Annotated in this window: 20 protein-coding genes, 1 tRNA gene and 1 pseudogene; 12 read left to right on the top strand and 10 right to left on the bottom strand. The window is 71.2% G+C overall.

Features of this window, described 5'->3' with window-relative positions:
* The first annotated feature begins 12 nt into the window (after window positions 1-12).
* Window positions 13-88: transfer RNA gene (locus H537_RS0126390), tRNA-Ala, on the top strand.
* A 683-nt stretch (window positions 89-771) separates the two neighbouring features.
* Here the strand turns inward: H537_RS0126390 and H537_RS0126385 are convergent.
* Window positions 772-1,695, bottom strand: coding sequence for a DUF808 domain-containing protein (locus H537_RS0126385; RefSeq protein WP_029000255.1), 924 nt, complete (start codon window positions 1,693-1,695; stop codon window positions 772-774).
* Window positions 1,696-1,822: 127 nt separating this feature from the next.
* Here H537_RS0126385 and H537_RS45630 point away from each other — a divergent pair, with 127 nt between their 5' ends.
* The 11 genes from H537_RS45630 (at window position 1,823) to H537_RS0126330 (ending at window position 11,546) form a co-directional block, all read left to right on the top strand.
* Window positions 1,823-2,101, top strand: a complete 279-nt coding sequence (locus tag H537_RS45630; protein ID WP_029000254.1) for a hypothetical protein — start codon at window positions 1,823-1,825, stop codon at window positions 2,099-2,101.
* Window positions 2,102-2,255: 154 nt separating this feature from the next.
* Window positions 2,256-3,419 (top strand): acyl-CoA dehydrogenase family protein, encoded by a 1,164-nt coding sequence (locus H537_RS0126375; RefSeq protein WP_029000253.1) that lies wholly within the window; start codon window positions 2,256-2,258, stop codon window positions 3,417-3,419.
* 73 nt (window positions 3,420-3,492) lie between these two features.
* Complete coding sequence (locus H537_RS0126370) at window positions 3,493-4,269, top strand: SDR family NAD(P)-dependent oxidoreductase (protein WP_029000252.1); 777 nt, start codon at window positions 3,493-3,495, stop codon at window positions 4,267-4,269.
* The gene (locus H537_RS0126365) at window positions 4,266-5,297 is read left to right on the top strand and encodes a phosphotransferase family protein (RefSeq protein ID WP_238446804.1); all 1,032 of its coding nucleotides are present in this window, start codon (window positions 4,266-4,268) and stop codon (window positions 5,295-5,297) included. Before H537_RS0126370 ends, H537_RS0126365 begins: the two co-directional genes overlap by 4 nt.
* Window positions 5,297-5,710 carry a DUF6285 domain-containing protein gene (locus H537_RS0126360; RefSeq protein WP_029000250.1) on the top strand — a complete coding sequence of 138 codons (414 nt, stop codon included), beginning with the start codon at window positions 5,297-5,299 and terminating at the stop codon, window positions 5,708-5,710. The genes H537_RS0126365 and H537_RS0126360 overlap by 1 nt, the downstream gene beginning before the upstream one ends.
* 61 nt (window positions 5,711-5,771) lie before the next feature.
* Window positions 5,772-6,815 (top strand): LacI family DNA-binding transcriptional regulator, encoded by a 1,044-nt coding sequence (locus H537_RS0126355; RefSeq protein ID WP_029000249.1) that lies wholly within the window; start codon window positions 5,772-5,774, stop codon window positions 6,813-6,815.
* A 94-nt stretch (window positions 6,816-6,909) separates the two neighbouring features.
* A complete protein-coding gene (locus H537_RS0126350; protein ID WP_043460148.1) occupies window positions 6,910-7,674 on the top strand; it encodes a sugar phosphate isomerase/epimerase family protein in 765 nt (254 codons plus the stop codon).
* On the top strand, window positions 7,671-8,633 hold the full coding sequence (locus tag H537_RS0126345; protein WP_029000247.1) for a sugar kinase: 963 nt from the start codon (window positions 7,671-7,673) through the stop codon (window positions 8,631-8,633). The genes H537_RS0126350 and H537_RS0126345 overlap by 4 nt, the downstream gene beginning before the upstream one ends.
* Window positions 8,630-9,601 carry a 2-hydroxyacid dehydrogenase gene (locus tag H537_RS0126340; RefSeq protein ID WP_029000246.1) on the top strand — a complete coding sequence of 324 codons (972 nt, stop codon included), beginning with the start codon at window positions 8,630-8,632 and terminating at the stop codon, window positions 9,599-9,601. Before H537_RS0126345 ends, H537_RS0126340 begins: the two co-directional genes overlap by 4 nt.
* 15 nt (window positions 9,602-9,616) lie before the next feature.
* Window positions 9,617-10,432, top strand: a complete 816-nt coding sequence (locus tag H537_RS0126335; RefSeq protein WP_029000245.1) for a shikimate dehydrogenase family protein — start codon at window positions 9,617-9,619, stop codon at window positions 10,430-10,432.
* A 79-nt stretch (window positions 10,433-10,511) separates the two neighbouring features.
* Complete coding sequence (locus H537_RS0126330) at window positions 10,512-11,546, top strand: TRAP transporter substrate-binding protein (RefSeq protein WP_043460146.1); 1,035 nt, start codon at window positions 10,512-10,514, stop codon at window positions 11,544-11,546.
* Window positions 11,547-11,922: 376 nt separating this feature from the next.
* Here H537_RS0126330 and H537_RS45625 read toward each other — a convergent pair whose 3' ends face one another.
* The 9 genes and pseudogenes from H537_RS45625 to H537_RS53420 form a co-directional block, all read right to left on the bottom strand.
* Complete coding sequence (locus H537_RS45625; protein WP_043460144.1) at window positions 11,923-12,174, bottom strand: hypothetical protein; 252 nt, start codon at window positions 12,172-12,174, stop codon at window positions 11,923-11,925.
* 1 nt (window position 12,175) lies between these two features.
* Window positions 12,176-14,059, bottom strand: coding sequence for a ferrous iron transport protein B (feoB, locus tag H537_RS0126320; RefSeq protein ID WP_029000243.1), 1,884 nt, complete (start codon window positions 14,057-14,059; stop codon window positions 12,176-12,178).
* Window positions 14,060-14,075: 16 nt separating this feature from the next.
* On the bottom strand, window positions 14,076-14,318 hold the full coding sequence (locus H537_RS0126315; RefSeq protein ID WP_029000242.1) for a FeoA family protein: 243 nt from the start codon (window positions 14,316-14,318) through the stop codon (window positions 14,076-14,078).
* A gap of 53 nt (window positions 14,319-14,371) precedes the next feature.
* Complete coding sequence (locus H537_RS49725) at window positions 14,372-14,989, bottom strand: hypothetical protein (RefSeq protein WP_156901951.1); 618 nt, start codon at window positions 14,987-14,989, stop codon at window positions 14,372-14,374.
* Window positions 14,968-15,780, bottom strand: coding sequence for an FAD:protein FMN transferase (locus H537_RS0126305; protein ID WP_029000241.1), 813 nt, complete (start codon window positions 15,778-15,780; stop codon window positions 14,968-14,970). The genes H537_RS49725 and H537_RS0126305 overlap by 22 nt, the downstream gene beginning before the upstream one ends.
* 7 nt (window positions 15,781-15,787) lie before the next feature.
* Window positions 15,788-16,327, bottom strand: a complete 540-nt coding sequence (locus H537_RS0126300) for an FMN-binding protein (protein ID WP_051243283.1) — start codon at window positions 16,325-16,327, stop codon at window positions 15,788-15,790.
* On the bottom strand, window positions 16,328-17,707 hold the full coding sequence (locus H537_RS0126295; RefSeq protein WP_029000239.1) for a putative porin: 1,380 nt from the start codon (window positions 17,705-17,707) through the stop codon (window positions 16,328-16,330).
* 44 nt (window positions 17,708-17,751) lie between these two features.
* Window positions 17,752-18,942: a cytochrome-c peroxidase gene (locus tag H537_RS0126290; RefSeq protein WP_238446803.1), complete on the bottom strand. Its 1,191-nt coding sequence runs from the start codon at window positions 18,940-18,942 to the stop codon at window positions 17,752-17,754.
* A 231-nt stretch (window positions 18,943-19,173) separates the two neighbouring features.
* A pseudogene (locus tag H537_RS53420) lies at window positions 19,174-19,296 on the bottom strand (nicotinate-nucleotide diphosphorylase (carboxylating)); the annotation flags it as partial.

Raw genomic sequence — 19,296 nt, 5'->3', positions numbered from 1 at the left:
TCTAGCTTCTGTGGGGACGTAGCTCAGCTGGGAGAGCGTCGCGTTCGCAATGCGAAGGTCGGGAGTTCGATCCTCCTCGTCTCCACCACAAATTCGAAAAGGGCCTTGCAACCGCAAGGCCCTTTTTCTTTGCGCGCTCGGAACGAATGCGCCGCCTGCATGGGCCACCGTGTGGCTTGCTTGATTGCGCACGCAAGGACGGGCCGTCACCGCGGCTGCTTGACCAGCCCCCTGCCCGCCCCAGCGGCCGCTGCACCGCCTCTTCTCCCCAGCCGCTGTGGACAACTCTGTGAGGCCCCTGCAGACAGCGACCTCAAGTTGTTGATTCGTAAAGACTTCCGTGCCCGTGCCTAGAAATTAGGCAGTTTGGAGAAGTTCTTGTCCCCACGGCCTGCGGCGCGGTGGCCGGCCAAGCCCCTACCCGCAACGTCATTGCCCTTGAATCCCTGGATCAGGGGCGTAAAGTGAAGCCGTCAACCGATCGCACTGCGGAAGGCCAGAACGGAACGCCGAAGGGCTCACCAAGTACCGCCTCCGACGTCTGCTTGAGGGCGACAAGCAACCCGCCAGCGGATCAAGGCCGCTGGCGGGTTGCTCCTTTTGGGGCCTGCATTCGTGACTTGGCGATGGCAGCGCATCAAGTAGCCCCCAGGATGAGGGTTTTCCCCGAGGACTGTGGACAACACTGTGGGCCGCCTGCCCACAGCGCTCCTAAGTGCTTGATTCTTATGGGGCAACCCTTGTGCTGCCTCAAAAAGCAGCAATTTCGGGTCAATGAGCGACTGCGCGGCTGCCGCGCATGCGCTGAACCAGCTTCACACCCAACAGCACGATCGCACCCGCCGCGATGCCGATGGCGGCGTCGAACAGGCTCGTCAGCAGCACATCGACGAAGCCGACATGCTCGTCCGTGGCTTCCTCGATCCAGTGGTGCAGCGCCGACACCCCGTGCACCAAGATGCCGCCGCCCACCAGGAACATCGCCGCCGTGCCGGCCACCGACAGCGCCTTCATGAGCCACGGCGTGGCGCGCACGATGCCGCTGCCGATGGCGCGCACCGCCGCCGACGCCTTGCGCTCCAGGTACAGGCCCAGGTCGTCGAGCTTCACGATGCCCGCGACCACGCCGTAGACGCCCACCGTCATCAGCAGCGCGATGCCCACCAGCACCAGCACCTGCGTCGTCAGCGGCTGGCCGGCCACGGCGCCCAGCGTGATGGCGATGATCTCCGCCGAGAGGATGAAGTCGGTGCGCACCGCGCCCTTGATCTTCTCCTTCTCGAAGGCCACCAGGTCCACCTGCGGGTCCTCCAGCGCCCGCACCAGCTGCGCGTGCGCGGCGTCGTCCTCGGCCCGGCTGTGCAGCCAGCGGTGCGCGAGCTTCTCCACGCCTTCGAAGCACAGGAACAGGCCGCCCACCATCAGCAGCGGCGTCACGGCCCAGGGCGCGAAGGCGCTGATCAGCAGCGCCAGCGGCACCAGGATCGCCTTGTTCAGCAATGAACCCTTGGCTACCGCCCACACCACCGGCAGTTCGCGATCGGCGCTCACGCCCGTGACCTGCTGGGCATTGAGCGCGAGGTCGTCGCCCAGCACGCCGGCGGTCTTCTTGGCTGCCACCTTGGAAAGGACTGCCACGTCATCGAGCACGGTGCCGATGTCGTCCACCAGCGCCAGCAGGCTGCCTGTTGCCATGTTCTTCCTCGAAGTTGGATTTCCTGGATGCCCGCCATGGGCAAGTCGCGCGCCGCTGGCTTCGGGCACACCGATTGCGGCACCCTAGCGTTCCGTTTGAAAACGGTTTTCCACGGAGGACTGAACCATGGCTGACCTACGCGCCACTGACGCCCATTTCGAACGCTATCGCGAGGAGTACGCCCGCCAGCTCGACGAGAAATATCGATCGATGCGCCAGCAGGGCCGCCACCACGGCGCGCACGCCCCGTGGCGCCAGGCGCCCGATGGCTCGCAGCACAAGGACAGCGCGCTTGAAGGCCTGGGCCGCGCGCTCTCCGCCCCCGTCTTCGGCGCCACCGACGAGCCCGCCGTGGACAACCAGCCCGCTCGCGAAGACATCCCCGTCTCGGGCCGCATCGCCTGACACCCGCCGGGCCTGCAACGGGCCCGGTGTCCCTGGGGCCCACTGCGGGCCATCCCCTAGGGGCCGCCCCGCCCCGGCTGGACATACTCCGGCAGCGCCTCTCCTGCACTTTGCTGCATAGGGTTGGCGCCCTCCCGGAACTCGCCTGCATCCCATGGACTTCTCCCTCTCCCCGGCACTGCTGGAGTTGCAGCAACGCACCCGGCGCTTCATTGCCGAGCAAGTCATCCCGCTGGAGCGCGATCCGCGCCAGACGCCGCACGGCCCCAGCGAGGCGTTGCGCCGCGAGCTGGTCGGGCGCGCCCGCGCCGCCGGACTGCTCACGCCGCACGCCTCGCGCGAGCTGGGCGGCCTGGGCCTGACGCACGTCGAGAAGGCCGTCGTCTTCGAGGAAGCCGGCTACTCCACGCTGGGCCCCACGGCACTCAACATCCACGCGCCGGACGAAGGAAACATCCACCTGCTGGAGCAGGTGGCGACCGACGCGCAGAAGGAGCGCTGGCTGCGCCCGATGGTGCAGGGCCACACCCGCTCCTGCTTCGCGATGACGGAGCCCGCGCCCGGCGCCGGGGCCGACCCGTCGATGCTCGCCACCACCGCGGTGCGCGACGGCGATGACTACGTGATCAACGGCCGCAAGTGGTTCATCACCGGCGCCGAGGGCGCGGCCTTCGCCATCGTCATGGCGCGCATGGAGGACGGCTCGGCCAGCATGTTCCTCACCGACATGGACCGTCCCGGCATCCGCATCGAGCGCCTGATGGACGCCATGGACAGCTGCTTCACCGGCGGCCACGCGGTGATGGGCTTCGAGAACCTGCGCGTGCCCGCCGCCGACGTGCTGGGCGAGCTGGGCAAGGGTTTCAAGTACGCGCAGGTGCGGCTGGCGCCGGCGCGCCTGACGCACTGCATGCGCTGGCTGGGCCAGGCGCGGCGCGCACACGACGAGGCGCTGGCCTACGCCCGCGAACGCCAGGCCTTCGGCAAGCCGCTGGGCGAGCACGAGGGCGTGAGCTTCATGCTGGCCGACAACGACATGGACCTGCACACCGCGCGGCTGCACATCTGGCACACCGCCTGGCTGCTGGACCAGGGCCAGAAGGGCAACTTCGAATCCAGCCGCGCCAAGGTGGTCTGCTCCGAAGCCGAGTGGCGCGTGGTGGACCGCTGCGTGCAGATCCTGGGCGGCCAGGGCGTCACGGGCGAACGCATCGTGGCGCGCATCTTCAGCGACATGCGGGCCTTCCGCATCTACGACGGCCCCAGCGAAGTGCACCGCTACAGCATGGGCAGGAAGATCGTGGCGGGGCGGGCATGAGTGCTTCGCCGGGCCGCCCCAAGAAGCACGGCGTCCCTCTTGTAGAAACCGCGCGCAGCGCGAGGGAGCAACGATGAGCGGCATCGAATCCATGTTCCGGCTCGACGGCCGGCTGGCGCTGGTCACCGGGGCCTCCAGCGGCCTGGGCCGGCATTTCGCGCTCACGCTGGCCCGCGCCGGCGCGCGCGTGGCCGTGGCGGCACGGCGCGTGGAGGCGCTGCAGGGGCTGGTGCAGGAGATCCAGGCCCTGGGCGGCCAGGCGCTGGCGCTGCCGCTGGACGTGACCAACGCCGCCGGCGTGCGCGACTGCTTCGACCGCCTGGCAACCGAGGCCGGCGTGGCCGAGGTGCTGGTCAACAACGCCGGCACCACCGTCACCAAGCCGCTGCTGCACCACACCGAGACCGACTGGGACGACGTGGTGGACACGAACCTCAAGGGCGCGTGGCTGGTCGCCACGGAAGCCGCCCGCCGCCTGGTGGACGCCGGCCGCGGCGGCAGCATCGTGAACATCGCGTCGATCCTGGCCGAGCGTCAGGCCGGCGGTGTGGCGCCCTACGCCATCTCCAAGGCCGGGCTGGTGCAGATGACCAAGTCGATGGCGCTGGAGCTGGCGCGGCACGGCATCCGCGTCAACGCGCTGCTGCCGGGCTACGTGGTGACGGACCTGAACCGCGCGTTCCTGCAGTCCGAGCACGGCCAGAAGCTGCGCGCGCGCATCCCCAGCCGCCGCTTCAGCGAGGCCGAGGACCTGGACGGCGCGCTGCTGCTGCTGTCCAGCGACGCCGGCCGCGCCATCTCCGGCGCCACGCTGGCGGTGGACGGCGCCCACCTGGTGAGTTCCCTGTGAGCGCCCCAGTGCTGCAGGAGGCGCAGCGCGCCGCCCTGGAAACCTTCATCGCCCAGGCCGCCGGCGCACGCGCGGCGCGCATCACCCACGCGCAGCTGCTGTCGGGCGGCGCGATCCAGGAGAACTGGCGCCTGGATATGAGCCTGGACGGCGGCGCGCTGGAGGGCGAGCTGCAGGCCGTGCTGCGCTGCGACTCGGCCTCCGCCGGCGTCGCCACCAGCCATGGCCGGGCGCAGGAGTTCGCGCTGCTGAAGGCGGCGCACGGCGTGGGCGTGACGGTGCCCGAGCCGCTGTGGCTGTGCGAGGACCGGTCGGTGTTCGGGCGGCCCTTCTTCGTGATGCGGCGCGTGGCCGGCACCGCCGCGGCGCACCGCATCGTGAAGGACCCGCAGCTCGGCGGCGACCGGGTGCAGCTTGCGCAACAGCTCGGCCGCGAGCTGGCGCGCATCCACGCCATCCGCCCGCCGCGGCCGGACCTGGACTTCCTGCCGCGCCCGGAGCTGCCGCCCGCCGCCTGGCTGATCGACCGGGCGCGGCGCTGGCTCGACGCCCACGAAACGCCGCACCCGGTCATGGAATGGGGCCTGCGCTGGCTGGAGCGCCATGCGCCGCGCCCCGATGAGCTAGCGCTCTGCCACCGTGACTACCGCAGCGGCAACTACATGGTGGACGGCCAGGGCCTCACGGGCATCCTGGACTGGGAGTTCGCCGGCTGGAGCGACCCGCTGGAGGACATCGGCTGGTTCTGCGCCAAGTGCTGGCGCTTCGGCCGCAACGAGCTGGAAGCCGGCGGCATCGGCCAGCGCGAGGATTTCTATGCGGGCTACGAGGCCGAATCCGGCCGCCGCATTCCGCGCGAGCAGGTGCGCTACTGGGAAGTGATGGCGCACATGAACTGGGCGCTGATCTCCATCCAGCAGGCGCAGCGGCACGTTTCCGGCGAGGAAAGCTCGCTGCTGCTGGCGCTGACGGCGCACATCACGCCGGAGCTGGAGTGGGAGATCCTGAACATGACGGAGGACGGCTGATGCGCGACCACCCCGACGGCGCCGAGCTGCTGCAGGCCGCCCGCGCCCTGCTGCGCGACACCCTGCTGCCCGCGCTGCCGGCCGAGCACCGGCACGCCGCGCTGATGGTCGCCAACGCCATGGGCATCGCCGAGCGCCAGCTGCGCGCGGGCGACGCGCCCGCCCTGGCGGAGTGGCGCTCGCTGCGCACGCTGCTGGGCCTGGACGACCCGGAATCCCCCTCCCCGCCGCCGGCGGACGGCGAGATGGAGGCGGCGCTGGTCGGCCTCAACGACGTGCTGGTGCAGCGCATCCGCGCCGGGGCGGCCGATCCCGGCCAGCCGCTGCACGCGGCGCTGCGGCACCACCTGGAACTCGTCGCACTGCAACGACTGGCGGAGAGCAACCCGAAGGCGCTGCCGGCGCAGGACTGAGTCGAGTGGGGGCAGAGAAACACTGAAACCGGTTTCTCCCGCGAGGCCCTACAGTCTCGCCATGCGCAGCGTTTCTCCTCTTCCTGTCCGTCCCCGCATCACCATCGACGACGTCGCCCGCGAGGCCGGCGTGTCCAAGGCCACCGTCTCGCGCGTGCTGAACCGCCGCGGCGAGCTGATGAGCCCGGAGCTGGCGGCGCGGGTGCAGGAGGCCATCGACCGGCTGGGCTACGCGCCCAGTCCGATGGCGCAGGCGCTCAAGCGCGGGCGCTCGCGGCTCATCGGGCTGGTGGTGGCCGACGTCGCCAACCCGTTTTCGGTGGCGGTGCTGCAGGGCGCGGAGAAGGTCTGCCGCGCCGCCGGCTACATGCTCATGCTCTTCAACCTCGGCAACGAGGAAACGCGCGAGCGCGAGGCCATCGCCGCGCTGGCCTCCTACCAGGTGGAGGGCTTCATCCTCCACACCCTCGGCCGCGAGCGGCAGGTACTGGACGACGCGCTGCAGCGGGGCAAGCCCATCGTGCTGGTGGACCGCGCCCTCGATGCGCCGCTGGACCTGGTCGGCCTGGACAACGCCCAGGCCGTGCCGCTGGCCCTGGAGCACCTGCTGCAGCAGGGCTGGAACGAGCTGCTCTTCGTCACCGAGCCGATCCAGCAGGCCAGCTCGCGCGCGGAACGGCACGAGGCCTTCCACGCCTTCGTGCAGGCGCACGCGGCGCAGTGCCGCGGAACCGGCGTGGAAGTCCCGCCCGGTGACGACGCCGCGCTGGACGCCGCCCTGCGCGGCCTGCTGCAGCAGGCCAGCGTCGAGCGCCGCCCCGCCGTGCTGGCGGTCAACGCCGTGGTGGGCCTGCGCGTGGCTGCCGCCGCCCGGCGCCTGGGCTGCACGCTCGGCCGCGACCTGGGCCTGGTGAGCTTCGACGAGACCGACTGGGCGCCGCTGGTGGGCCCCGGCATCACCACCCTTGCGCAGCCCACCGACGACATAGGCCAGCAGGCGGCGCGCTGCCTCATCGAGCGCCTGGAAGGCCAGGGCCCCGAGCCGCGCCGCTTCCGCCTGCCCGCCCGGCTCATCGTGCGCGGCTCCTCGCAGGCCGGCGCCTGAACTCTCTGTTTCCAGCCACTCCGGGTTAGCCCGCATATAACTCTGAAACCGGTTTCCTAAAATCCTCTGAAACCGGTTTCGGAGTCGTTTGAGCATGTCCTCTCCCCCCATCCTCATTTCCCTGTCCGCCTTTGGTGCGGACGAGGTGCACCGCCTGGGCCAGCGCCGTTTCGCCGAGCTGGCGGCGGAGGCCGGGGCCGACGGGTTCGAGGTGCGCGGCGAGCTGCTGAACGACCCGGCCGCCGAACTGCCGGCGCTGGCCTCGCTGGCCGAGGCGCGCGGCCTGCTGCGGGTCTTCTCCAGCCCCGAGGGCCTGTGGCGCATGGACGGCACGCTCGACCTGCCGGCGCTGGAGCGCGCGCTGGAGCACACCGCGCTGCTGGGCGCACCGAAGCTGAAGATGGCCATCGGCGGCTACGCGGGGCCGCAGGAGCTGCCGCTGCTGGCGCGGCGCCTGGCCGAGATGCGGGTGGAACTGCTGATCGAGAACGACCAGACCGAATGCGCCGGCACCCTGCCCGCGCTGCAGCGCTTCTTCGCCGACACGCAGGCCGCCGGCCTGCGCCTGCCCATGACCTTCGACATGGGCAACTGGCACTGGCAGGGCGAGGACCCGCTTCAGGCCGCGCAAGCGCTGGCCGCGGGCGTGGGCTACGTGCACTGCAAGGGCGTGCAGCGCCTGCCGGCCAAGTGGGTGGCGGTGCCGCTGGCGGCGTCGGCCGCCCCGTGGCGCACCGTGCTGCGCACGCTGCCTGCTGGCGTTCCGCGCGCCATCGAATACCCGCTGCAGGGTGAGGACCTGGTGGGCGTCACGCGCGCCGAGGTCGCCCTGCTGCGCCGCTTGGAGACACAGCGATGAAGCACCCCACCCCCGAGCACCGCCTGGACGTCGTCACCCTGGGCGAGGCCATGCTGATGCTGGTGGCCGACGAGACCGGCCCGCTGGAAGAGGTGCAGCACTTCCACAAGCGCACCGCCGGCGCGGAGACCAACGTCGCCATCGGCCTGTCGCGGCTGGGCCTGCGGGTCGGCTGGGGCAGCCGGCTGGGCGCCGACTCCATGGGGCGCTACCTGCTCAACGAGATGCAGCGCGAGGGCATCGACTGCTCGCACGTGGAAGTGGCGCCGGGCGAGCGCAGCGGCTTCCAGTTCAAGGGCCGCGTGGACGACGGCAGCGACCCGCCGGTGGAGTACCACCGCGCCGGCTCCGCCGCCAGCCGCATGGCACTGCGGCACCTGGACGAGGACTGGCTGCGCGGCGCGCGCCAGCTGCACGTCACCGGCGTCTTCCCCGCCCTGTCGGCCAGCACGCTGGAGGTGACGCGGCGCGCCATCGAGGTGATGCGCACGGCCGGCCGGCGCCTGTCCTTCGACCCCAACCTGCGCCCCACGCTCTGGGCCTCGCAGGCGCTGATGCGCGACACGCTCAACGGCCTGGCCGTGCAGTGCGAGCTGGTGCTGCCCGGCATCGAGGAGGGCTTCGTGCTGACCGGCAGCCGCGACCCGCTGGCCATCGCGCGCTTCTACCGCGAGCGGGGCGTGCGCACCGTCATCGTCAAGCTGGGGCCGGAGGGCGCGTACTACGACGACGAGGCCGAGGGCACCGGCCAGGTGGCGGCCTTCCCCGTCGCGAAGGTGGTGGACACCGTGGGCGCGGGCGACGGCTTCGCCGTGGGCGTGCTGAGCGCCCTGCTCGAAGGCCGCAGCGTGGCCGAGGCCGCGCGCCGCGGCGCCTGGATCGGCGCGCGCGCCGTGCAGGTCACGGGCGACACCGAAGGACTGCCCACCCGGGCGCAACTGCAGGAGGCTGGGCTGTGAACCGCAAGAACGTCGTCGTCTTCCGCGCGCTGCCGCCGGACCTGCTGGCGCGCATCACCGAGCGCCACGACGTGGTCGTGGCCGACCCGCGCCGCACCGAGGAGCGGCAGCGCTTCCTGGACGCGCTGCCGCAGGCGCAGGGCCTGATCGGCTCCAGCTTTGCGCTGGACGCCCAGACGCTGGACCGCGCGCCGGCGCTGGAGGTGATCTCCAGCATCTCCGTGGGCGTGGACAACTACGAGTTGCCCTACCTGGAGCGGCGCGGCATCACGCTGTGCAACACGCCGGGCGTGCTGACCGAGACCACGGCCGACACCCTCTTCGCGCTGATCCTGTGCGCCAGCCGCCGCCTGGTGGAGCTGTCCAACCTCGTGCGCGAGGGCCGCTGGACCCGCAACATCGGCGAGGACCTGTTCGGCTGGGACGTGCACGGCAAGACGCTGGGCATCCTGGGCTTCGGGCGCATCGGCCAGGCGCTGGCACGCCGCGCCGCGCTGGGCTTCGGCATGCCGGTGCTCTACCACGACCCCTTCGAGGTGCGCGTGCCCGAGCTGTCCGGGCTGGTGACGCGGCTGCCCATGGACGAGGTGCTGCAGCGCGCCGACATCGTGGCGCTGACGCTGCCGCTGTCGGAGGCCACGCGCGGCCTGATGGGCGCGCGCGAGTTCGCCCTGATGAAGTCCGGCGCGATCTTCGTCAACGGCGCCCGCGGCGGCCTGGTGCAGGAGGACGCGCTGCTGCAGGCGCTGGACAACGGCCCGCTGCGCGCCGCGGCGCTGGACGTGTTCGCCACCGAGCCGCTGCCGCAGGCGTCGCCGCTGCGCACGCACCCGCGCGTGACGCCGCTGCCGCACATCGGCTCGGCCACGCACGAGACACGCCGCGCCATGGCCGAGCTCGCCACCGAGAACCTGCTGGCGGTGCTGGACGGCGAGCCGCCGCACTGCGCCGTCCTGCTCCGCCGCTGAAAGGACCTGCAAGCCATGCCTCGCTCCATTCCCACCCTGTGCGGGTCCATCATGGGCTCGCCCTTCACCTTCAACGTCAAGGTGCACAACGCCGCCTATGCGGCGCTGGGCCTGGACTACACCTTCGTCTGCTTCGGCGTGGAGGACGTGCCCGGCGCCATCGCCGCCATCCGCACGCTGGGCATCCGCGGCATGAACGTGTCCATGCCGCACAAGCAGGCCGTCATCGCGCACCTGGACGCGCTGGACGAGACGGCGCGCGCCATCGGCGCGGTCAACACCATCAACCACGTGGATGGCAAGCTCACCGGCTACAACACCGACTGCATCGGCGCGGTGCGGGCGCTGGAGGAGATCACCACGCTGCCGGGCCAGCGCATCGCGCTGCTGGGCGCGGGCGGCGCGGCGCGCGCCATCGCCTACGGGCTGCGCGAGGCCGGCGCACGCGTGACGGTGTTCAACCGCACGGCGCAGAAGGCGCAGGCGCTGGCGCAGGACTTCGGGCTGGAGTTCGGCGGCACGCTGGAGAACTTCGAGGCCGAGCGCTTCGACGGCGTGGTCAACGCCACCGCGGCGGGCTTCAAGGCGCCGGACGTCAACCCCATCGCCGGCCGGCTCGCGCCGCACCTGTTCGTGATGGACGCGGCCTTCATTCCCGTGCGCAGCCGGCTCATCCGCGATGCCGAGGCGCTGGGCTGCCGCACCTCGGACGGCACCCGGATGATGCTTCACCAGGCCCGCGGCCAGGTCGAGCTCTACACCGGCGGCCAGCAGGCGCCGCTGGAAGCCATGAGCGCCGCGCTGCTGGCGGAGATCGAGCGCGTGGGCTGACGCCGCCACGCGCAACGCAACCCCTTCACTTCATTTCCCGTGCCGGCTCCAAGCGCCGGCACGCAAGCAGGAGACAAGCATGAGCATCGACACCTTCAAGCGCGGCCTCGTCGCCGGCGCCATCGGCACCCTCTTCCTCGGCGCCGCCGCCACCGGCGCGCTGGCCGCCGACATCAAGGAGCGCAGCATCAAGCTGCCGATCGTCAACCAGCTGGACCACCCGCAGGGCCTGGGCGCCAAGAAGTTCGCCGACGTGGTCAGCGCCAAGAGCGGCGGGAAGATGAAGGTGAAGATCTTCCCCGGCGGCACGCTGGGCGGGGAGCAGCAGGTGGCCTCGGCCATGCAGGGCGGCACGGTGGAAGCGTCGATGATGGCCCCGGCACAGCTGGTGGGCATGATCAAGGAGTTCGTGCTGCTGGACTTCCCCTTCGCCTTCGCCAACGAGCGCGAGGCCGACTTCGTGCTCGACGGCCCGGTGGGCAAGAAGCTGATGGACAAGCTGCCCGAGAAGGGCCTGGTGGGCCTGTCCTACATGGAGCAGGGCTACCGCAGCATCACCAACAGCAAGCGGCCCATCCAGAAGATGGAAGACATCCAGGGCCTGAAGATCCGCACCATCCTGAACCCGCTCTACATCGACATGCTCAACGCGCTGGGCGCCAACGCCGTGCCCATGCCCTTCCCCGAGCTCTACACCGCGATGGAGTCCAAGGCCGTGGACGGGCAGGAGAACCCGTACAGCACTGCGGAGGCGTCCAAGTTCTACGAGGTGCAGAAGTACATGAGCAACACCCGGCACATCTACAACCCGCAGATGCTGCTGGTGAGCAAGAAGTTCTGGGACGGCCTCTCGGCCGACGAGAAGAAGATCATCCAGGACGCGTCCGTGGAGGCGCGCGACTACCAGCGCAAGGTGGCGCGCGAGATGGACCAGAAGTCGCGCCAGGAGCTGATCAAGCACGGCATGCTGATCAACGACATCGCCCCGGCCGAGCTGCAGCGCATGCGCGAGAAGGTCAAGCCGGTGGTGGACAAGTACGCCGCGCAGGTGGGCGAGCCGCTGGTCAAGGAGTTCCAGGCCGAGCTGGAGAAGGCGCGCGTGGCGGCGAAGTAAGGAAGCGACACGATTGCGGCGTGCGCCCGGTGTTGTCCGGGGAGATTTCCAAACTCCCGCATCTCGTGAGCCGGGCCGCCTCGCACACCGACTCGTCACTCCCGCGCAGGCGGGAGTCCAGGCGGCCCCCAAGCCGCCACAAGCAGATTGGTCGGAACGCCAGGGCTTGGGTCCTGGTTCGCAGCACCCAGGCTTCGGGATGACGTGGGGCCGCCTGGATTCCCGCCTTTGCGGGAATGACGAAGCAGAGAGGCCGCCGCCCGTACTTCGTCCTCCGGGAACGCTTTGACTGTCCCCGGCCACCACCGCACCTTCGCCGGTCTGGCGCAAAGAAGCCCCTGCGAAGCGCTCCTCCAGCCGGCAAGCCAGGCCGGCCTCAGGCCTTGCGCCGATGCACCTGGATGGTCTTCACGTCCGCCCCGGAAGCCCTCTTCGCCGGCGCCGGCCCGCAGCCGCTGCACCCGCCGCAGCCGCCCTCGCCCGCCGCCACGCGCCGCGCCAGCCCTGGGCAGTGGCGCTGCACGAAACCCAGCAGTCCGCGCTTGAGCGGCGCGGGCATCAGCACCCAGGCCGCGTAGGCCGAGGCCCAGGCCACCAGCAGCGCGACGATCAGCGTTTGCACCGTCATGTCAGCCTCCTCCGAGCGCCAGCGCGACGCGGTAGGTGATGAAAGCCGCCAGGTAGGCCAGCCCGAACAGGTACACGGCCATGGCGATCGGATAGCGCCAGGCGTTCGTCTCGCGCTTGACCGCGGCCAGCGTCGAGATGCACTGCGGCGCGAACACGAACCACGCCAGCAGCGAGAAGCAGGTGGCCAGCGACCACTGCTGCGCGATCAGCGGCGCCAGCGCCTGGTCCACCCCGTCGCCCGAGAGCGCGTACACCGTGCCCAGCGCGCTGACCACCACCTCGCGCGCGGCCATGCCCGGCACCAGCGCGATGGAGATCTGCCAGTTGAAGCCCAGCGGCGAGAACACCACTTCCAGCAAGCGCCCCAGGCGCCCGGCGAAGCTGTACTCGATGGCCGTGCCGCTCCAGTCCGCCGGCGGCGCCGGGTAGCTGGAGAGGAACCACAGCAGCACCGTCAGCGCGAAGATGATCGTGCCCACCCGGCGCAGGAAGATGCGCGCGCGCTCCCACAGCCCCAGACCCACGTTGCGCAGGCCCGGCACGCGGTACGGCGGCAGCTCCAGCATCAGCGGCTGGTAGCGGCTGCGGTGCCACACGCGCTTGAACACCCAGGCCACCGCCATCGCCGAGAACACGCCCGCCACATAGAGCGCGAACAGCGTCAGGCCCTGCAGGTTGAAGGGGCCGACCGAGCGCTCCGGGATGAAGGCGCCGATGAGCAGCGCGTACACCGGCAGCCGCGCGGAGCAGGTCATCAGCGGCGCGACCATGATCGTCGCCAGCCGGTCGCGCCAGTGCGTGATGGTGCGCGTGGCCATCACCCCCGGCACCGCGCAGGCGAAGCTGGAGAGCAGCGGGATGAAGGCGCGGCCCGACAGGCCCACGCGGCCCATCAGGTTGTCCAGCAGGAAGGCTGCGCGCGGCAGGTAGCCAGAGTCCTCCAGGATGAGGATGAAGAGGAACAGGATGAGGATCTGCGGCAGGAACACCAGCACGCCGCCGGCGCCGGCGATGGCGCCGTCCACCAGCAGGCTGCGCAGCGGGCCGTCGGCCATGTGCGCGGTGGTCCACTCGCCGAGGTGGGCAAAGCCGGCCTCGATTGCGTCCATGGGCACGCTGGCCCAGGAGAACACGGCCTGGAACACGATGAACAGCAGCGCCGCCAGGATCACCAGGCCCCACACCGGATGCATCACCCAGGCGTCGAGCTTGTAGTGGAAGCGCTGGGCCTTGAGCGCGCTGGGCGCGGCAACCTCCAGGATGCGGCGCACCTCCTGCTGCAGCGTGCTGCTGTCGGGCAGTGACAGCACGTGCGGCGCATTGAGCGCGGGATCGGGCGGGTCGGACTGCAGGTGCTTCACCAGCTGGTCCATCAGCGCCCGGTGGCCGTCGCCCTTCACGGCAATGGTTTCGACCACCGGCATGCCCAGCTCGGCGGAGAGCTTCGCCACGTCCACCGTCAGGCCGCGGGCGCGCGCCACATCGGCCATGTTGAGCGCCAGCATCATCGGCCGGCCCAGGCTCTTGAGCTCCAGCACCAGGCGCAGGTTCATGCGCAGGTTGGTGGTGTCCACCACGGCGACGATGTAGTCCGGCACCGCCTCGCCCACGCGCTGCCCTTGCAGCACCTGCAGCGTCACTTCCTCGTCGGGCGTGGCCGGGCGCAGGCTGTAGGCGCCGGGCAGGTCGATCACCTGCACGCCATGGCCGCCGGGCAGCCGGGCCATGCCCAGCTTGCGCTCCACGGTCACGCCGGCGTAGTTGGCGACCTTCTGCCGCGCGCCGGTGAGCAGGTTGAACAGCGCGGTCTTGCCGCAGTTGGGGTTGCCCACCAGCGCCACGCTGGGCAGCGCGACGGGGGACGGCAGATCGGCGGCGCTCATCGACGTTCAGGCCTTCTCAGTCGGGAATCACTTCGATGGAGCGCGCCTCGGCCAGGCGCAGCGCAAACATCGTCTGCCCCACCGTCACGGCAATGGGCTCGCGCCCGCCCGGACCGCGGCGCAGCACCTGCACCGGCTCGCCGGGCAGGAAGCCCAGCTCGCCCAGCCGGCGCAGCGCGGCGGCGTCCAGCGGAGGGGCTTCGGGCAGCACGCGCTGCACGGTGGCGCTGGCGCCGTTGGGCAGGTCGGAAAGCAGCATGGGCACGCGAGGCGGGTTGTCTAAATGAGAGTTTGTCTCATTATCACCCGCGACTAACGGGCCGTATCTGCTGCGGGTTTGCGCTGACGCAAAACCCGGCGGCGGGCGTGCCATCCGCCGGTGGCGGCCAGTGCCGCGCCCAGCCCGGCGTGGACCCAGCCCAGGAGCCCGCGCCAGTCCTCGGGCGCGAAGTAATAGAGCAGGTAGGCGCTGAGCGCGGTCAGCGCCAGCAGGGTGCACAGCGCCAGGCCGCTGCGGCGCTGCGTGCCCAGCCGCGCCGACACGCGCCAGCCGGCGCCCACGTGCGCGCCAGCCATCGAGCCGCCGGCGAACAGCGCGGCGAAGGCGCCCAGGCCGTGCAGCCGCATCAGCCACGGCTCCGTCGGATGCGGCAGCTCCCCGGCGCCCGCGCCCAGCAGGTAGTGCACCGCCAGCCACGCGCCGCCACTGGCCAGCAGCAGCACCGCCGTGCCCAGCAGCAGCACGCGCTGCCAAGTGGCGACCGTCAGCACCGGCCCCGTGGCCGCGGCGCCGCGGCGCACCGCCGCGTGCTTGGCCAGGGCCAAGTCGATCACGCCGCCCGCGCCGGCGCCGCCGTGCGACGGCCTGGACGCCGGCCGGACCGGCCCGGTGGCCGGCGCATGTTTCTTCAGGGGTTCGGATGGACCCATGCCTGTGCTCCCAGGCGCCGCAACAGCAGCGGCGCCACCTCGATGTCCAGCGCCACCAGCTTGGTCAGCGCGTCGGCCCACAGGGCGCGCGGCGCCGCCACGCTGACATGGCAAAACCCGGCATTCTCCCCGGCGCCGAACAGCCGGCTGCGGCTGCCGGGTCCGTAGTGGCTGGTGGCGAAGGCGCCTTCGTGCAGAAATCCCAGCTCGCGCACGCCGCCGTGCGCCTCGTCGCGCAGCCGCAGCGGCAGCTGCACTGGGCCGAAGGCGCGCAGGTCGCCGCCGGCGTTGACCCAGCCGGCACGGGCGCCCGCGCGACGCAGCGCCTCCACGGCGCGGTCCACCGCGTAGCCCTTGGCCAGGCCGCCCAGGTCCAGCCGGGTGGCGGCGTCGAGCTTCAGCAGCCGGCCGCCTTCGCAGCGCCAGCGCCCGCTGCCCAGCGCCACGTCGAAGGCGCCGCCGGTGACGGTGTGCAGCGCCTGCGCCGCGCGCAGCGCACGCGCGCCAGCCGGGTGCAGCGCCAGCGACCCGCCGGCAGGCAGCCGCTCGAAGCGGCCCAGGTCGCTGCCGGGCTCGAAGCGCGAGAGCGCCGCCTGCACGGCCTCGATCGCGCTGAAGGCCTGCTCCAGCGCGGCGGGCGGCGCGGCGGCGTCGGCGGCCACTTCCACCAGGGTGCCCAGGAGCGGGCGGGCGCGGCGGTGCCAGGCCGATGGAAAAGCAGTTGTGCCCGCAACCCAGCCGTCGCCCTGCCCCGGCGAAAGCGCGGGATCGGGCACGGCGGGCTGCGGCATCAGGGCCTCACAAGGCTCCGCCCTTGCGGGCTGTCTCCACCACCGCCACGATGCGCCGCACGCCCTCGGTGACGTGGGTGCAGCTCAGCGTGGCGCCGCTGATGTTGGAGATGTCCTCGCCCACGCGCAGCGGCGCGGCGGCCGTCTTGCCCACGAACTGCTTGCGCCACGCCGGCAGCCGGATCTCGTGCCCGTGGCTCTCGCGGTACGACAGGATCTCCACCTGCTTCACCGCGCCGTCGGCGGACAAGCCCACCGCATAGCCGATGAGCTCGAACTTGCCGATCACGGCGTCCGCCACCACGTAGCCCAGCACCTGCGTGCCGCGCAGCGCGGCCTGCACGTTCCACTGCGCCGAGCGCGGCGCCACGCCGCGGGCGGCGAGCTGCTGCATCTGCGCGGCGTCCAGCGCCAGCGCGCGCGCCTCGAAGCGCTCGGCGTCCGGGAACATCAGCTTCGCGGCCTGCTCCGCCGTCATGTACTCCACGGCGAAGGCGCCCACCGGCGCCAGGGCCAGCGGGACCGCGAGCGTGGTCAGGACACGCATTCAGAAACTCCAGCCCAGGCCGAGGTCGAAGCGGTCCAGGTCCTTGTTCTGCTTGAACTTCTGGTAGTCGGCCTTGAGCACCACGCCGGAGCCGATGTCGAAGTTGGCGCCGGCCGTGAGCACGCGCTCGGTGGGCAGGCCGTTGGGCGTGGCGATGGGGCCCAGGCCGTCGGCATAGCGGCGCGCGACGTTGAAGCGCTCCGCGCGCACGAAGGGCTTGAGCTTGTAGCTGCCGCTCTCCCACAGCTTGTAGGCCGCCTGCAGGTAGCCGCCGTCGAAGTTGCGCGGGATCGGCGCGTCGGAGCCGACGATGCCGAACTCGTTGTTGAGCGCGGCGCTGTTGCTGATGCTGCCGCGGGCGTAGACGGCGGCCAGGTCCCAGCGGCCCGGCGTCCAGCGCGCGTGCAGGTCCCACAGCGTCACGCGCGACTTGGTCACGCTGATACCGTGCGAGGCGCCGCCGCTGAACACGCCGCCGCCCACCAGCAGCCCCGGGATGCCGCGCCAGTTCAGCGCGCCGAACACCGACAGATCGCGCGCCTGCGCCTGCGCCAGCTCCTGGTGGATGGCGCCCAGCGGCGACTCGCGCCCTTCGGCCGGGTCCCACTTGTTGACGTTGAAGCCGGTGGCCACGCCGGCCTGCAGCGTCAGGCCGTTGTCGAAGCTGCCCACGGCCTGCACCCCGCCCTCGCGCCAGGTGCTGGGGATGATGGCCGTCTCCACGAAATTGCGCTCCACGCCGTAGTAGGCGGTGGGCTCGTGGTTCTCGTTGATCAGGCCCATGGGCACCAGGAACAGGCCCGCGCGGGCGGCCCAGGTGGGCGTGAACTGGTGCTCGATGTAGGCCTGCTCCAGCGCCACCTCGCCCACGTCGCCGGCGGAGCTCACGGCGTGCTCCACCTCCAGCTCCGTCACGACCTTGGTGCGCTCGTCGAAGCGGTGCTGGATGCCGAGCACGGCGCGGCGCAGGTCGGCCTGTGCGTCGCGCGACGAGTTCTTCGGGCGGTTGTAGTTGATCTCGCCGTAGCCGCCGATCACGGTGGCGCTGCCCGCCGACACGCTGTAGCGGGCACCGCCCGCCGTGTCCTCCGCAGGGGCGACGGGCGCCGCAGCCACGGGGGCGGGCTGGGCGGCGGGCGCCGTCCGGGCCACGGCCGCAGGCTGCGCGGCAGGGGCGGCCTGGCCGGCAGGCGCGGGGGCATTCGCGCGCTGCTGCTGCAGCGTCGCCAGCTCGGCCTTGACGGCGGCGAGTTCGGCGGCGAGCTGGTCCAGGCGCTTCATCAGCGCGGTCTCGCCGGTGCTCTGCGCGTGGGCCAGGCCGCAGCCCAGCAGCAGCGCGGCCGCCAGCGGCCGCAGGGCGAAACGGGGATCGATCTTCATGAGACTGCTTTCTTCTGGAGGCCGGAAATCGGTGGGCGCGCTCTTCAGGGCGTGACGTAGCCGTCGTTGAGCGTCTTGAGGAAGGCGATGAGATCGTCGATCTCGGCCTCGGTCAGTGCCGGCGCGGCGCCGGCCTGGCGGTTGTAGGGCGCCTCGGTGCGGTTGACGTTGCGCCGGTACCTCTCGGGCAGGTCGTCGAATTTCACGACGCTGCCGTCGGCCTGCGTGTACCAGCGCGCCGGGTCGGTGTCGCGCGTGACGTAGAAGCTCAGCACTTCCTTGAGGTCGGTGAAGCGGCCGTTGTGGAAGAAGCTGCCGCGCAGCGCCACGTTGCGCAGCGTGGGCACCTTGAAGGCGCCGCACAGGTCGGCGCGGCTCTCGAAGCCGGGCAAGGCGCACAGGCCGAGGTCGAAGAAGCCGGGGTCGTCCTGCACCGTCTTGAGCTTCGGGTTGCGCGGCACGCCCAGCGCGTCGTAGCTGAAGTCGGTGAACAGCGGGTGGCTGCCGTCGGCGCCCTTGGCCGACGGGTGGCAGGCGGCGCAGTTGCCCTTGGCCGGCGAGTTGAACAGCACCAGCCCGCGCTGCTCCTGCGCCGTCAGCGTGGCCTTGCCGCGCAGCACCTCGTCGTACTTGCTGCTGAAGGGCGCGAAGGCCGGGTCTTCCTGCTCGAAGGCCTGCAGCGCGAGCTTGAGACGGTCGTAGGCGTCCTGCGGGCGGCTGAAGATGTCCTGGCCGAAGACCTGGCGGAACTCGGCCGCGTAGGACGCCTTGGCCACCTTGGCGACCACGTCCTCGACGCTGTCGTTGGCCATCTCGGCCGGGTTCAGGAACGGGCCGCCGGCCTGGTCCTTGAGCGAGGTGGCGCGCCCGTCCCAGAAGAAGCCGCCGGTGGGCGTGCCGTCGTTGGCGAAGGCGAAGCTGGCGTTGAACTTCAGGTAGCGGATGGACGGCGAGCTGCGGCCGCCCTGGTCGGTCAGCGTGTCCTTGCCGCCGGGCTGTCCGGCGTGGTCATCGGGCGCGCCGTGCGCGCGCGCCGGGTCGTGGCAGCTCTGGCAGGACTGCCGGCCCGAGGCCGACAGCGTCTGGTCCACGAAGATCTTCGCGCCCAGCTGCGCCTGCGCCGACAGCGCCGTCTCCGTCGCCGCCGTGCCGGCCTCGCTGCCGCCACTGCTGGAACCGCCGCCACCACAACCCGCCAACACCGCGGCGGCCAGCACCGCGAGCACCTGTTTCATGACTCTGGACCGCATCACCTGACCCTCGGACGCCCCTCGCGCCCATGAAGTCAAATGATAAGAATTCGCAATTGCAAAAAGCTTTCAACCGTGGCGGCGGCGCGACGGTGTTTTTGATGCGGCGCAAAAAACCCATGAAAAAAGCCGGGGCGGCGCGGAGCGCACACATCCCGGCAATGAATTGGTTTAGGCCGTGTTCACGGCCCTGGCGGCGCGAACGCCGCCCGTTTCTCAGCCGATCACCCGCATCGACAGGTCGACCGCGCGCACGTCCTTGGTGAGCTTGCCGCTGGAAATGCGGTCCACGCCGGTGGCGGCGATGCGGCGGATGGAGTCCAGGTCCACGCCGCCGGA

The sequence above is a fragment of the Azohydromonas australica DSM 1124 genome (genome assembly GCF_000430725.1).
Classification (GTDB): Bacteria; Pseudomonadota; Gammaproteobacteria; order Burkholderiales; family Burkholderiaceae_C; genus Azohydromonas; species Azohydromonas australica.
This window is presented reverse-complemented; position numbering and strand designations above follow the sequence as displayed.

What these genes read in the sequence shown, in the direction of transcription:
- H537_RS0126385 (WP_029000255.1), bottom strand. Translation starts at nt 1,695, where the DNA reads ATGGCAACAGGCAGCCTGCTGGCGCTGGTGGACGACATCGGCACCGTG.
- H537_RS45630 (WP_029000254.1), top strand. Translation starts at nt 1,823, where the DNA reads ATGGCTGACCTACGCGCCACTGACGCCCATTTCGAACGCTATCGCGAG.
- H537_RS0126375 (WP_029000253.1), top strand. Translation starts at nt 2,256, where the DNA reads ATGGACTTCTCCCTCTCCCCGGCACTGCTGGAGTTGCAGCAACGCACC.
- H537_RS0126370 (WP_029000252.1), top strand. Translation starts at nt 3,493, where the DNA reads ATGAGCGGCATCGAATCCATGTTCCGGCTCGACGGCCGGCTGGCGCTG.
- H537_RS0126360 (WP_029000250.1), top strand. Translation starts at nt 5,297, where the DNA reads ATGCGCGACCACCCCGACGGCGCCGAGCTGCTGCAGGCCGCCCGCGCC.
- H537_RS0126355 (WP_029000249.1), top strand. Translation starts at nt 5,772, where the DNA reads ATGCGCAGCGTTTCTCCTCTTCCTGTCCGTCCCCGCATCACCATCGAC.
- H537_RS0126350 (WP_043460148.1), top strand. Translation starts at nt 6,910, where the DNA reads ATGTCCTCTCCCCCCATCCTCATTTCCCTGTCCGCCTTTGGTGCGGAC.
- H537_RS0126345 (WP_029000247.1), top strand. Translation starts at nt 7,671, where the DNA reads ATGAAGCACCCCACCCCCGAGCACCGCCTGGACGTCGTCACCCTGGGC.
- H537_RS0126335 (WP_029000245.1), top strand. Translation starts at nt 9,617, where the DNA reads ATGCCTCGCTCCATTCCCACCCTGTGCGGGTCCATCATGGGCTCGCCC.
- H537_RS0126330 (WP_043460146.1), top strand. Translation starts at nt 10,512, where the DNA reads ATGAGCATCGACACCTTCAAGCGCGGCCTCGTCGCCGGCGCCATCGGC.
- H537_RS45625 (WP_043460144.1), bottom strand. Translation starts at nt 12,174, where the DNA reads ATGACGGTGCAAACGCTGATCGTCGCGCTGCTGGTGGCCTGGGCCTCG.
- feoB (WP_029000243.1), bottom strand. Translation starts at nt 14,059, where the DNA reads ATGAGCGCCGCCGATCTGCCGTCCCCCGTCGCGCTGCCCAGCGTGGCG.
- H537_RS0126315 (WP_029000242.1), bottom strand. Translation starts at nt 14,318, where the DNA reads ATGCTGCTTTCCGACCTGCCCAACGGCGCCAGCGCCACCGTGCAGCGC.
- H537_RS49725 (WP_156901951.1), bottom strand. Translation starts at nt 14,989, where the DNA reads ATGGGTCCATCCGAACCCCTGAAGAAACATGCGCCGGCCACCGGGCCG.
- H537_RS0126305 (WP_029000241.1), bottom strand. Translation starts at nt 15,780, where the DNA reads ATGCCGCAGCCCGCCGTGCCCGATCCCGCGCTTTCGCCGGGGCAGGGC.
- H537_RS0126300 (WP_051243283.1), bottom strand. Translation starts at nt 16,327, where the DNA reads ATGCGTGTCCTGACCACGCTCGCGGTCCCGCTGGCCCTGGCGCCGGTG.
- H537_RS0126295 (WP_029000239.1), bottom strand. Translation starts at nt 17,707, where the DNA reads ATGAAGATCGATCCCCGTTTCGCCCTGCGGCCGCTGGCGGCCGCGCTG.
- H537_RS0126290 (WP_238446803.1), bottom strand. Translation starts at nt 18,942, where the DNA reads ATGAAACAGGTGCTCGCGGTGCTGGCCGCCGCGGTGTTGGCGGGTTGT.